We start from the raw sequence: 12,963 nt of genomic DNA on the forward strand, positions 1-12,963 counted from the left end.
TCATGCCTTCCCCACGCACGTGGGGGTCTGTCCGGGTCAGCCGCCGCGGTCAGCCTCGACCTTCAGCCTTCCCCACGCACGTGGGGGTCTGTCCCGCGGGTCGACCGCGGGCTTGGCGGCCTTCTTGCCTTCCCCACGCACGTGGGGGTCGATCCCGCGGCCGCAGGCGCGGCATCATCGCCCGCAGGTCTTCCCCACGCACGTGGGGGTCGATCCCAGATCAGGCCCGATGTCAGCGTGCTCGCCCTGTCTTCCCCACGCACGTGGGAGAGGAGGGTTTTCGGCCCACCGACCCACGTCTGGCGGCTCCGGACTGCCGCAGCAGTTTGCACGCGGCTTGGGCAATCATCTGTACCGGGTCCGCGACATCCCGGAAATCGAACCACTCGCCGCCCAGGGCTCGTGGGGCAAAGCGTTCGTGCAGGCGTTCCTCCAGCCAGCCACCGCCGGAGGAGGTCCACCGCACGACCAACTGTGAACCGGAGCCGGACTGTAGTGACTTACGCCGTGCAGCAACGTCCTTGGACACGCCGATCTTGACTGCCTTCGGATCTGTCTGCGAGGACACGGCATAAACCAAGCGGTCGTCCCGGTGCTCGTGGCTGGTGCGAGCATTGCGCTGCAGGAATGCGTCCCGGACCTGGTCGGAGAGTCCCTCTCCACGCTCGAACTCATCCTTCAGTTCCTCTGCGGCATCCTCTAGTACGCCGCGCACCTCGCCAGCACTCACCACTCCCCGGTCAATCAGCTCCAGCATTTCCATGACTGCCAGCACGTCTATCTCCGTGCGGGGTTCAAGCTCGTCGTGCGTGGTGTGGCCGTAGCGCCTGTGCGGCACGGTCACGGTCACGGTCAGCGAGACCTCGCACAGTCGGTGATCATTGAAGCTGAAGTCGACACTGAAACTTGCGCCGCGCATGGCGTGAGTCCTTCCAGATCAGCCGCTGCTCCCAACAGAGGCACGGCAGGTCCTCCCTTTGAAGACACTGCACTCCGGCGTGCGGACCGCGAGTATGGCAGCGAGGTCTGACAATAGACGGCACCCAGCGGCGGCACCGCTGATGCTCGTTGCCACGGGCCTGGCGGACGCAGGTTGGTGGTGCGATCACTCTTCCTGCATTCGACAGTTGGTAGCTGCAGTGCGGAACCGCTCCAGCGTCGGCGAAGGCGCTGGCATCATGCTGTCGATGAGCTGCAAGATACGCATGTCCGCGTCTGGCGTTCACCTGTTCGACCGCGTCTCTGGGGTGAACGTGCTGCTCGACGAGGTGTCTGTTCCCGCCGAGTTCGTCTCCCGTGCTCCGCGGTACCTGTCCGTCGCGCTGACGAACGCGTGCGAGCTCCACTGCGTCTACTGCTATGCGCCCAAGCATGCCGCTGCGCTCGACAGGGAGCGTGTGCTGGCGTGGGCGGCGGAGCTCGACGCCGGGGGCTGCCTCGGTGTCGGCTTCGGAGGCGGGGAGCCGACTGCATACCGGAGCTTTGCCCAACTGTGCGGGGGCATCGCCAAGTCCACGTCCATGGCTGTGACCTTCACGACGCACGGGCACCGGCTCACACCTGAACTTGTCGATTCCCTACGCGAGGCCGTGCACTTCGTGCGTCTGTCCGTCGACGGGGTCGGAGCCACCTACGAGCGGCTTCGCGTCCGCCCGTTCGAGGCCGTGGTCCGCGCTGCCGAGTTGCTCTCTTCCCTCGCCCCGTTCGGGATCAATGCGGTCATCAACGCCGACACAATCGGCGACTTGGACGGCCTCGTCGTCTTCGCCGAAGACGTCGGCGCGTGCGAACTGCTGCTTCTGCCGGAGCAGCCGACCGCCGCGACCTCCGGCATCAGCGACGCCGACGCGCAGTGCCTCGTGGAATGGGCCGCAACCACCAGGACCGGCGTTCGGCTCGCCATCTCCCGGACCGGTCTCGAAGCCGCCCTGCCTACCGCGGAAACCATTCCCGGCGAACTTCCCCTCGACGCGCACATGCATCTGGACGCGGCCGGAGTCCTGCGCCCCCATGCTTACTCATCCACGGGTGTACCGGTCGGTGCCTCCATCATGGAAGCCGTGCAGGTGCTGAGGGAGGCACGATGAAGATCTGGAACGGCTACGGTTCGGAGCATTCGATGGACCTGGTTTTGATCGGCCGGTTCCAGACAGTCACCGGCGCGCAGGCGGCGGCGGAGGGCATGGAGGCTCTGCGAGCCCTGGCCGAGGCCGCCTGGTCCGACGACGACTGGCGGAGTCATGACGAGCGCATGCCTCTCGAACTCGTTGACGAGCTGGTCAAGTTGAAGCTCTACGACCTGGGCCGGCCCGACGTTGACATCTACGCTCTCGATCACAGCATCACCCGTGAGGCGGAGACGGTCCGAGTCTGGACTGAGGAGTCAGACGTCCAAGGCTTTTTGAAGGTGCTCCTCCACTACGGCGCGAAGGTCGAGGTCTTCTCCCGCCACGCATGGAACGAGGACGGGAGCGAGCGGTCTGACGCGAGGAGTGGGAGCGACAGTGGATCTGACTGATCTGGCACGCCTACCCGGCGCCGCCGACCAGAACTTCGAAGCACTCACACGGGCCGTCGTCTCCCGCCGCTACGGGGCACTGGGCACGATGCGAGAGCGCCGCAACCAGCCCGGTGTCGAGTTCTACCTCCATGTCGACCATGCCGGCGGCCTGGGCGATCCGGGCCGGGTCTGGGGGTGGTCGTGCAAGTGGTTCATCCTGAGCAGCAGGAACGAGCTCAGCGCGGGCCAGCGCACGCAGATCGAGGACTCCCTAACCCTGGCGATCAAGCACGTCGCTGGATTGACCGACTTCGTGCTGTGCCTTCCGCAGCGGCCTGCGAAGGGCAACGAGGAGTGGATTGACGGACTCGCCCGGCAGGGCGTCAAGGTCAAGCTGTGGTCCACCGAGAACTTTGACGCAGAACTGGGCGGACACGACGAGCTTCGCTCCACCTTCTTCGGTGAGCTTGCCCTCACTCCTACGGCACTGACGCGAGCTCACGAGCAGTCTGTGGCACCGATTGCAGCCCGGTGGGCCCCACAGCTGCACACCGCGCACCACGTACAGCACCGCATCGAGCGGGCCTTGCTGCGCCCGGGCTCCTTCGAGTGGCTGCAGCGGCGCACTGACGACGTCACAGCCCGGCTCCAGGCACTGCGCGCAGGCCTCGGCGGCCTCGAGGACGCTGCCCGGGAAGATGGCGAGAAGATCGCCGACGATATCGCGGAGTTCGTCGACCACCTGCGCGCTGTCTTGGACGCAGTTCAGGGGCTTCGGCCCGGGGAAGTGCGCGAGCGCCTCGCCGACCAGCAGCCTCCGCGAACCTCTCCGCGAACACTGCGACGTCTCGTACTCAAATTCAGGCAGCGCCGCCTTCCCGAGACGCCGCTCGTCAACGGTCTCGCAGCGGAGATCCGCGGCACCGTTGAGTGGCTGACCGCGATGCAAGCAGACGCCGAAGCCCCGCTGCTCGCGGTGGTCGCCGCTGCCGGGCAGGGCAAAACGCACCTCGCCGCGCAGATCACCTCCCAGGCAGACCAGCTAACGGCAGGGGTGTTCATCCAGGGAGCAAGCCTGCACAGCGGCGACACTCTCGATGATCTCGCGCGACGGATCCCCGGGCTCAGAACCGACCGCTTCGAGGATCTACTGGAAGCGCTCAACTCGGCCGGAGCCCGCGCCGGCTGCCGGATTCCGCTGGTCATCGACGGACTCAACGAGGCCGAGCGGCCCCTACAGTGGCGCAACCTCATCGCCAGGCTGGCACCGGCCCTGGACCGCTATCCCTACGTCGCGGTGATCGTGACCCTCCGCGAGGTACTCGCCGACCAGTTCCTCCCGCAGGCCACCTTGTCCCTGAATCTGGAGTGGCAGAGTGCGGAAGTCGACGACATCGTGCGCGTCTACTTCGACCACTACCTGATCAACCCGGGCGACGCCTGGCTTCCGCTCGACACCTTCCACAACCCGCTGTTCGTCCGCATGTACTGCGAGGCCGCGAATCACGAGCGCCGGGAGCCGGTGGGAGCGGAGGCACTGCCTCAGTCCCTCATCGGCGTCTTCGAACGGTACCGCGAGGGTGTGACCGAGCGCCTCGCCCTGGACCCGGTCCGTGTGCCGGTGCCGGCCGACCAGATCGAGCGCCGCCTCGCCACTCTGGCAAGACACCTGTGGACGCACAGCGTCCGCCGGCTCTCGTTCGACGAGGCGCGAGGAATCCTTGACGCCGGCCAACCGAACTGGGACGAAAGCCTCTTCCGGCGCCTTGTCGAGGAAGGAGTGATCTTCCGCGAGGAGATCAGGGGTTCCGACGACACCGAGTGCGGATTCGTCTTCGACCGCCTCGCCGGATATTTGATCGCCGATGCGATCCTGGTGCGCATGCCATACGGCGACGTCAACGAGCAGCTTGCGCAGGCGGCTCTGTGGCAGTCCCTCCTGGGCGAACATGAGCACCCATTGGGCGAAGACGTTCTTATCGCCCTCATCTCACTGGTGCCGCGCCGCTTCACCGGACACCACCTGTGGCGCGTCGCCCCGGCTGAGCACCATGCCTTGGTGCTCGCACAAGAACTCTCCGCCGAGTCGCGCTTTCTCGACGATGAGACGGTCGATGCGCTCGCGTCCGCGCTCGTCACCGCGTCTCTCGGCACCAGGAGGGGCCGTCCCGCATTCAGCCGTCTGTGGGAAGTCCGCAGGTCCGCGCCGCACCGCTTGAACGCCGCCTTCCTCGACCGGGTGCTGCGGCAACTGCCCCTCGCCCAGCGTGACCTGCGCTGGAGCGAATGGGCCCGAAGCCGGGCTTCGAATCGGCTTACGGCAGACCTGGCACGAGCAGTCGACGGATGGGCCAACAGCAGCAGTCGATCCGAGAGCGACGACCTCAACGCCCTGGCCATTGCCTGGCTGCTGACCTCCACGGACACGAGCATGCGGGACCTGGCGACGAAAGCCCTCCAGCGTTATGGCCGGCCCGAGCCGCAGCGGTTGTTCGACCTCGCCGCCCGAATGCTCGACGTCGACGACCCCTATGTCGTCGAGCGCATCGTCGCCGCGGCGTTCGGTGCGGCCAGCTCCCACCAGCTGCCCGATCCCGGGGGGCCGCTGGAACAGGCGCTGAGGGGCTGGCTGGTGCACCTGCGCGACCATCTCCTGGACGGTGGGAGCACACCCACCTCGCATGAGCAACTGCGGGGCTACGTGAGAGCCACCCACGAATTCGCCGGCACCCTGCACCCCGCCGCAGTCCCGGACGGGGTCGATGCCTTCGCTCTGCGGTTCGCCGCCGCGGCGCCCATCGCGGTGATGGAGGACGGCGACCCCAACGCCGAGGAGTGCGATCGCACCTTCGGTATGGACTTCGAGAACTACATCATCGGGGGCGCCATCACCGGCAGGCGTAACTACGACTTCACACACCCCGGCTTCCGCAGAGCCCGCGCCGAAGTCAGAGCCCGGGTGTGGGAACTGGGCTGGCGCGAGCAGGAATTCGGCAGCATCGACCAGGACATCGCCGCGGACGCCGCTCCCTCCTACAGCACCCGCAGGAAGGTGGAGCGTTACGGCAAGAAGTACGGCTGGATCGCCTATCACGAAATGATCGGCCGTCTCGTGGACGCCGGCCAGTCACCGTCGCCGTTCGGGGGCACGGAACGCCTGATGCCCGACATCGACCCGACTTTCCCTGACAGGCCCCCGGTGGCGCCCATGCCCCTTCCTCTCTGGGCGCCCGCGGAGCCCACGGACAACCAAGGATGGCTCACGTCCGGGACAGTTACGGTGGCGCTCCAGCTGTGGTCGCCCGAGGAGGTGCATTCAGTGGAGGGCGGCTGGCTTCTGGCCGAGGGGTATCTGAACCACCGCCGTGACGGGCGGACGGTGTTCGGGTTCTTCCGCACCCTCCTGCTTGAGCCACAGGACACCAACCTCGCACATCAGCTCGCCAGCGAACGCCCGTATCCGGGCAACGACTTTTTTCCATCGCTGCCGACGGTCCGCGACGTACTGGCCGGGGAGATGCCGTGGAGTCACAGGTTCGAGCGGACCTTCGACGATGACCCGTATGCCGCCTCCTACCGCACACTGGGCTACGACGGACAGGATGACGGCATTAAGCCCGAGCAGGTCGCCGCGGACTTCTCCCCCGACAGCAATTCGGAGAACGGCCTCGGCAGGAGCTTTGACGTGCCCTCGTATGAGTTCGCCGCCCACTTCGGGCTGCGCCAACTGCCCGGCACCGTAGACCTCGTGGGCCTGGACGGCCGTCGCGCCTCGGCAGTGTTCCGTGTGGAAGAACCGTGGCGGGGTCATCTGCTCTTCCTACGCCGCGATCTCCTTGAAGCCTTCGCCGGTGATCGCCGGATCATGCAGGTGGCCTGGGGCGAGCGCGAAGTGAGCGCCACCGACTGGCACTCTGTTCCTGCCTGGATGGACGCAGTGCACCAAAGCTACGGGCACATTTGGCGCCGCATCCGTCTGCTCGATGCGGATCAGAACAACGCCAAGAAGTAACAGGCCACACGACAGGGAGCCCGTACCAGCAGGATGGCGCCTCCCATCAGCACGCCAGCTGACAGGACCGGAGATCTAGCCGCACCGGTTCAAATCGCAAAACAGCAGGTCAGAGGGCCATCCCCATGGCCTTCTCATTCCGACGCGCTGGGGATTCTCACACGGTGTCACCAAAACCCCTCACTCGATGTCATCACTTGCATGCCCCGACCAGCAGATATGCGTGACATCCAGATGAGAACTACTGGAGACATCGAAATGAGAAGTCGCACCCGCGGCCACCGTGGTGGAGCTGGTGGAGTGGACGCTCAAGGAATCTGGGATCGGTGCGCCGCGCCTGCACCGCAGCGGCAAAGACAGCGATCCGCTGATCGTGCTCACCGCCGCGGCCGCCGTGAAGCTCGGACTGCCCGAGCGCCTGGAGGGCCATGAGCAGCGCCGGTCCCTTCGGCTGCCGGAGGACCACCCGGTGGTCAAGCAGGTGGTGAAAGCGAAGTGGCTGCTCACCCAGCGCGGGTTCGGCCCCTGGGCAAGGATCTACCGCAAAGTCCAGGGGCGCGAGCGGCAGTGCGTGCAGCTCGCGGTCCTGTCCTGGGACGCCCTCGACGATCGATCCTGGCCCGGCGTCACGGACATGGAGCCGGCCGACATCGCCCGCGTCCTGGGCGTGTATGCCCAGCGGGTCATCACCCCGCGCGGCTCCACCGCCGTGTCCGGCCTGGAACTGATGACGGCGCTGCGCCCGCCCACCCGCGCGGTGCAGGACCCGCAGACGGGGAACTGGGTGCCCGGCCACAACCCCGGCTCGCTGGGCACAGAGCCGATGGACCCGGCGCCGCCGGAGGCCACCCCTGAGCACCCCGTCGTCGTCGACAGCGGCTGGAGCGGCGGCTTTCTCAATGAGGAGGCGTACCAGTGGGTGCGCGACGTCAGCCTGCTGAGCGATGAGGAGTGCACGCTGCCGTACGCGGTCGGCCTGGACCTGAACACCGCCTTCCTCGCCGCCGCGGCTCGCCTGGTCGTCGGGCTGTCCGCGCCCGACCACTTTCACGCCCCGACGTTCAACCCGAAGATTCCCGGCTCCTGGCTGGTCGATCTGTCCCACGTCGAGGTGGACCCGCGCCTGCCCTCGCCGTTCACCCCGGACGGCACCCGGCCGGCGGGACCTGCCTGGTACCAGACGCACACCGTCGCCTACGCCCAGGAACTCGGCTACAACGTCGCTCCGCTGGAGGCGTACCTGCGCCGCGAGACCGGCGCGTACCTGGACCCGTGGCACGACCGATTGAAGAACGCCTACGTCGACACCCTCGCCGACCTCGGCGTCACCAAGGACCTCTCGGACGCCGAGTTCCTGGCCGCGATGGAGCGGCACAAGGACACCGACCCCGCCATGGCGGCCGTCCTCGCCGCCATCAAGGCCACCGTGAAGGGCGGCATCGGCAAGCTCCGCGAGCGCCCGCAGGGCAGGAAGTACAAGGAGGGCGAGCGGTGGCCGGCCCTTCAGCGGCCGACCTGGCGCCCCGACATCCGCGCCGCCGTCATCTCCAAGGCCCGCATCAACATGCACCGCAAACTGCGCAACATGGCCACCATGACGGGCCTGTACCCGCTCGCTGTGCTGTCCGACTGCGTCGTCTACCCCTCGCCGGGCGACAGCCCGCTGGACTTCCTTCCGTACGCCGCGTCCGGCAAGCCGCAGCCGGGCGGGTTCCGCCTCGGACCCACGCCGGGGCTGGCGAAGCTGGAGGGCGTCCAGTCGATGCTCTGGGCGGTCGACCTGATGGAACAGGGCTACAACCCCGCCCGCCACATCAAGGGCGGCGACGCCGTCCTCGACGAAGGAGAGTAGGGCCGTGGGGGAGATCGACGACGCGATCGAACGCGCCGACCGGGAAGCGTTCACCCGCCAGCCACCCAAAACCCTCCAGGCCCGCATCAACTTCCTGATCAAGCAGCTCAAGACCACCAAAGCCGTCGCGGCGGAGCTCGGGGTCAGCCAGCGGTCGGTGGAGCGATACCGCAAGGGCGAACGCAAGCACCCGCCCAAGGCGATCGCGGGCCGGATCGACGACGCGGTACGGCAGCGGTGGCAGCCTCAGGTCCGCAAGCGCCGCCAGAAGCAGGCCGCCACCACGCGCGGCATCACGGTGGAGACACGGGCCCGGTTCGGGTACACCGCGCCCATCGGCACCACCGATGACGGGCGCTTCCGGCGCCTGACCGTGCATCTCCCCCCGGCGTACGCGCAGCGCCTCTTCGACGCCCGCAACACGGGTGCCAGCGACCAGCAGATGCGCCAGATCATCGCCGAAGGCTTCAAAGAGATCTACTTCCAGGACGGCGGAGCCCGCGCCTTGGGGCTCTCCGACGTCACCCTCAACGACATCGACTACCTCGACCTCGACTACTGACCTGACGCCGGCCGCAGGCCCAGCACCTGCTTTGTGACTCAGCGGTGGGCGAGGGCGGCAACTTGGGCGGTGACCTCTAGCCTTGTGCAGTCGGCCCTCGGAACCCGGCCAGCCCGCCGGACGCGAGCCACCCAGGCAGGCAGGGGCCGCGGGCTGGCTGTGAGGCGCATGTGGGGCTGGCAATGAGCAGGAGCAGGAGCAGGAAACGGCATCGGGAGTGTGGCGTGGCAGCGGGGGTGTTACGGACCGTGCCGCTGGCCGGGGAGCTGACCGCATCGTTGATCAGCCGTGTGGCGGCCCGCTACGGTCTCCCGACCGCCGGTGTGCTGCAGCTGTGGACATGCCGCAACTCCCCCGCCCGGCACGACGGCGGCGGTACGCGGGCGGACGCGGAGGTCGTCCTCAACGGGGCCGGGCGGCGGGTGCTCGCCGAGCTGTGCAGGGTGGAGCCCAAGGTACTGGCGCGCGCTTTGCCTGCCTTCACCATGGACGACCCCAAGATCAGCACCGGCCGGGAGGCCGGGGTGGCACAGGCACGGTGGCGGGCGGCGGGCACGGTGGCGGGTCCGGCCGCGTTCGGCTGCCGGCTGTGCGTCGCGCGGCGCACCGGACAGGCACTGCGGGCGGTGCGCTACCTGCCACGCTGGCATCGGGTCTGCCTTAGGCACGGACGCTGGCTGCTGGACGCGGACGCCGACCAGCCGCTGGAACACCTCGATGTGCGCGGCGCGGCTGAGGTGGTGGCCGCGCAGCGGCGGTGGCCGGGCGTGGCGCGGCGTGCGGTGCGCGCCGGGGTGGAGCCGGAGCAGGCGTTCACGCTGGCGCATGCGGTGGTGGCCCGCTGGTGGGAGCAGGCCCTGTCCTGGGAGCAGGAGGAGATCTGGCCGCGCCGTCTGCACCAGCTGGCGGGCGGCAACGCGGGGTCACGGCTTGCGTGGTGGCGGATCGTGGGCCGGGACGCGGCGATCTTCCCGGAGGTGGTGGCCGTGGCGCAGGCGCTGCTGGAGCCGGCCATGGCCGAGGTGGCCTGGCAGGCAAGCGGCGGGATGCGGCCTCGGGTGCGGAGCGCCGACGATGCGTTCTGTCACCGGCTGGGCGAGCGGGTGGGCCGCACCTGGCTGGGACCCGAACTTGCGGCCGACCGCGGCAGCCCGCTGAACGGCTGGAAGGGCGCGATCGTGCGCGCCCGCCGCCACGAGACGGGCCCGCCGGGCTGGCGGGAGGATCCGTGGCACCTGAAGCGCGAACGGCAGCCCGCCACGATGGCCGGCCAGTTGCGCGTCCTGGCGGCAGAAGCCCGGTCGGGCGGCTCGGGAACCCGGTGGCGGACCACGGTGAGCGCCGAACAACGGTTCCGCATCACACAGTTGGTCGACGAGGCGCGCGAACAGCTCGTGGAGTTGCGTGGCGTACACAGCGGCACCACCGCCGAGGTGGCCCGCACCCTGCTGGAGCACCTCAGCCACAGTGCCGAGCTGATCGACCAGGCCCTCGTGCACACCGCCACCGCAGCCGTTGCCGCCGGGGTGCCACTGGAGGAGGCCGCCGCGTGGTCCCGCCTGCCCTCCCAAGAGCTGGCCGAGGTACTCGCCGCGGGTGAGGGCGAGGACTGACACGACCGGCGGCGCAGGCCGGTCGGCAGCCGACCAGCCGTTGCCGACAGGGTGCGGCGCGGCGGGGTGAAAGTGCAGAACTCTGCACTGACACCGGTGCCCCCGCCCGGCACCCTGGGTGCCCCGCGCAGCCCAACAACCCGCGGTTGCACCGATGTTGCGGTTACCGGCCGGTTCTCCTGCGCGGCAGGTCAGGCAGGGCGTTGTGTGGAGTACGTGATCATCGACAGCAGCCAGGAGGCCGCATCATTCGCGGTACCCGGGGCCGGGTGCCGCATCCCCGAGCCGCACAGTACGGGTGGTGCTGTTCGACGCGAAGAAGCTGCGGCTGCAGATGCCAGCCTGATCGATGTGCGCTTTCGAGACCCTCTGGGGTGCTCGCGTCAGGCCCCGTGGCTTGAGGCTGCTCAGGACGTCGTCTTCGAGGAGAGTCCTCCGGTACAGCCTTTCCCCGTCCGGCCCGGGCGGCGTGTGGCTCCGGGCTGGTGGTGGTCGTCGACGACCGGGCGGCTGGTGGCGTACGGGTCCGGTGTCATGCGGAGTCAGCTCATGCTGCTGGACCGGGATCCGGCGGTGGTGGCGCTGGCCTGCCGGCCGGTGGAACTGGTGTGGCCCGAGGAAAGCAGGGTCGTCGGTCATGCACCGCAGCTGATGGCCAGGCTTCAGGACGGCAGCGGCCTGTTCCTCGACTGCGCCGGACGCAGCGGACCCTCTGCCCGGCTGGCGGTGCGGGCACGGGTTGTGGCGGCTGCCGCCAAGGCAGCGGGCTGGTCCTACCGGCTCGCGGGGCCGCCGGATCCGGTGCTGGTGGCCAACGTGCGGTGGCTGGCGGGTTACCGGCATCCCCGGTACGCCGCAGGGCCGTGGATGCCGGCTCTGCTGGAGGTGTTCGCCAGTCCGCGGCCGGCGGTGGAGGCGGTGTATGAGCTGGGGGATCCGATCGCCGTGTGGCCTGCGGTCTTTCACGCGCTGTGGAGCGGTGTGCTGCGGGTGCGGCTGGACGAACCGCTGCACGAGCGTGTCGTCGTCTCGGTCGCGCGGCAGGAGGCCGAAGCGGCGTGACGCAGGCGGTTGTCGAGGTCGGGGCGCGCCTTCGCTACGACGGACGGGTATGGACGCTCGCCGTGCTGGAAGGCGCCCGGGCCACGCTGGTGAGTGACGAGGGCGCCTCGGCGGTGGTGCTGCTGCCCTACCTGTTCGCCGATCCGTCCTTCGAGGTGGAACGCGGACCGGCACCAGCCAGAGTGCCGCCGTTCGGCCTGCTGGAGGCGCTGCCGGTCGAGGTGCGGGAGCGGGCTCTGGCGTGGCAGCGGCATGTGCGGGAGGTGGAGACCGGCTTTCCTGACGCGGTCGGGCAGGGCGCCCCGCGTGAGCAGTTCGATCCGGCGACACGGAGCCTGGCGCAGCGGGAGCGGGCGAAGGCCGAGGAGTTGACGGCGGCGGGCTGGGCGGCGAGTGCGGCGACGGTGCGCCGGATGCGGGCGCGCTACCGCAGCGAGGGCTTGTGGGGCTGGTGGACGGCCGGGCGGTGCGGGAGCGATCCGCGGTGGGGCGGGCCGATGAGCGGGTGGTCGCGGCAGTCAGGCAAGTGCTGGAGGGGCAGCGGGAGCGGTCGACGGGCACGCTGGTGCGGCTGCGCCGCCGGGTGGGGTGGCTGTTGGATCAGGAGTTCGGCGCCGGGGCGGTGGCCCTGCCGCCGGCGTCGACGTTCAACCGGCTGGTGCACGCAGTGGCCGACGGACAGGGCCTTTTGGGGACAGCCACACAACGGCGGTGGCATGCGTCGCGGCCGGCACCTCCCTTCACGCCGACGGTGGCACTGCGGCCGGGTGAGCTGGTGATGCTGGACAGCACGCCGCTGGATGTACTGGCGGTCCTGGACGACGGTGTGACCGGCCGCCTTGAACTGTGTATCGCGCTGGACGTGGCGACGCGCAGCATCTGCGCGGCGGTGGTGCGTCCGGTGGGCACGACGTCGGTGGACGCGGCGATGCTGCTGGCGCAGATGGTGGTGCCGACGGCGATGCGGCCGGGCTGGAATGCGGCACTGTCCATGCAGCGGTCGGTCATCCCCTACGAGCGGCTGATCGCGTTGGACGCACGGCTGGAGCAGGCTGCCGCCCGGCCGGTGATCATGCCGGAGACAGTGGTCGTGGACCAGGGCCGGGTGTATGTGTCGGCGTCGTTCATCTCGGTGTGCGAGAGCCTGGGGGTGTCGGTGCAGCCGGTGCCGCCGGCGAACGGCCCGGCGAAGGGGAACGTGGAGCGGACCTTCCGCGCGATTGCCGACGGGTTCAGCCAGTACCTGCCGGGCCACACCGGCTCGGACGTCTCCCAGCGGGGCGCGGCCACGGCGCAGGATGCCTGCTGGAGCCTGACGTAGCTTCAGGAACTGCTGGACGAATGGGTCATCTGCGGGTGGCA

General features: G+C 69.0%; 9 protein-coding genes, 1 pseudogene and 1 CRISPR repeat array. Of the genes and pseudogenes, 9 read left to right on the forward strand and 1 reads right to left on the reverse strand.

The features are described from left to right. The first annotated feature begins 4 nt into the window (after window positions 1-4). Window positions 5-272: direct repeats of the CRISPR family, unit length 22 nt; unit sequence CTTCCCCACGCACGTGGGGGTC. A gap of 110 nt (window positions 273-382) precedes the next feature. Continuing rightward, window positions 383-919 (reverse strand): annotated as a pseudogene (locus BLU79_RS50130) (GIY-YIG nuclease family protein); the annotation flags it as partial. A 220-nt stretch (window positions 920-1,139) separates the two neighbouring features. On the opposite strand from BLU79_RS50130, the gene BLU79_RS36705 reads away from it, so the two are divergent. From BLU79_RS36705 to BLU79_RS49430, 9 genes are all read left to right on the forward strand, one after another. Further along, window positions 1,140-2,087, forward strand: coding sequence for a radical SAM protein (locus tag BLU79_RS36705; protein WP_177001324.1), 948 nt, complete (start codon window positions 1,140-1,142; stop codon window positions 2,085-2,087). Beyond that, the gene (locus tag BLU79_RS36710) at window positions 2,084-2,518 is read left to right on the forward strand and encodes a DUF6375 family protein (protein WP_093910334.1); all 435 of its coding nucleotides are present in this window, start codon (window positions 2,084-2,086) and stop codon (window positions 2,516-2,518) included. The genes BLU79_RS36705 and BLU79_RS36710 overlap by 4 nt, the downstream gene beginning before the upstream one ends. Next, window positions 2,505-6,512, forward strand: coding sequence for an NACHT domain-containing protein (locus BLU79_RS48425; protein ID WP_093910335.1), 4,008 nt, complete (start codon window positions 2,505-2,507; stop codon window positions 6,510-6,512). Before BLU79_RS36710 ends, BLU79_RS48425 begins: the two co-directional genes overlap by 14 nt. 283 nt (window positions 6,513-6,795) lie before the next feature. Further along, window positions 6,796-8,364: a telomere-associated protein Tap gene (locus tag BLU79_RS36720; RefSeq protein WP_256333597.1), complete on the forward strand. Its 1,569-nt coding sequence runs from the start codon at window positions 6,796-6,798 to the stop codon at window positions 8,362-8,364. A gap of 4 nt (window positions 8,365-8,368) precedes the next feature. Beyond that, the gene (locus BLU79_RS36725) at window positions 8,369-8,926 is read left to right on the forward strand and encodes a telomere-protecting terminal protein Tpg (protein WP_093910336.1); all 558 of its coding nucleotides are present in this window, start codon (window positions 8,369-8,371) and stop codon (window positions 8,924-8,926) included. Window positions 8,927-9,150: 224 nt separating this feature from the next. Then, a complete protein-coding gene (locus tag BLU79_RS36730) occupies window positions 9,151-10,539 on the forward strand; it encodes a DNA-binding protein (RefSeq protein ID WP_371132016.1) in 1,389 nt (462 codons plus the stop codon). A gap of 351 nt (window positions 10,540-10,890) precedes the next feature. After that, complete coding sequence (locus BLU79_RS36735; protein ID WP_256333610.1) at window positions 10,891-11,601, forward strand: TnsA-like heteromeric transposase endonuclease subunit; 711 nt, start codon at window positions 10,891-10,893, stop codon at window positions 11,599-11,601. Next, on the forward strand, window positions 11,598-12,380 hold the full coding sequence (locus BLU79_RS49425; RefSeq protein ID WP_256333598.1) for a hypothetical protein: 783 nt from the start codon (window positions 11,598-11,600) through the stop codon (window positions 12,378-12,380). Before BLU79_RS36735 ends, BLU79_RS49425 begins: the two co-directional genes overlap by 4 nt. Beyond that, window positions 12,380-12,922, forward strand: coding sequence for an integrase catalytic domain-containing protein (locus BLU79_RS49430; RefSeq protein ID WP_256333599.1), 543 nt, complete (start codon window positions 12,380-12,382; stop codon window positions 12,920-12,922). Before BLU79_RS49425 ends, BLU79_RS49430 begins: the two co-directional genes overlap by 1 nt. Window positions 12,923-12,963 lie beyond the last annotated feature (41 nt).

Origin of the sequence: Streptomyces sp. cf386, assembly GCF_900103585.1 — a bacterium.
Classification (GTDB): Bacteria; Actinomycetota; Actinomycetes; order Streptomycetales; family Streptomycetaceae; genus Streptomyces.

Excerpts from the sequence above, each read along its gene's own strand:
- BLU79_RS49430 (WP_256333599.1), top strand. The coding sequence starts at position 12,380 with ATGCTGGACAGCACGCCGCTGGATGTACTGGCGGTCCTGGACGACGGT.
- BLU79_RS36710 (WP_093910334.1), top strand. The coding sequence starts at position 2,084 with ATGAAGATCTGGAACGGCTACGGTTCGGAGCATTCGATGGACCTGGTT.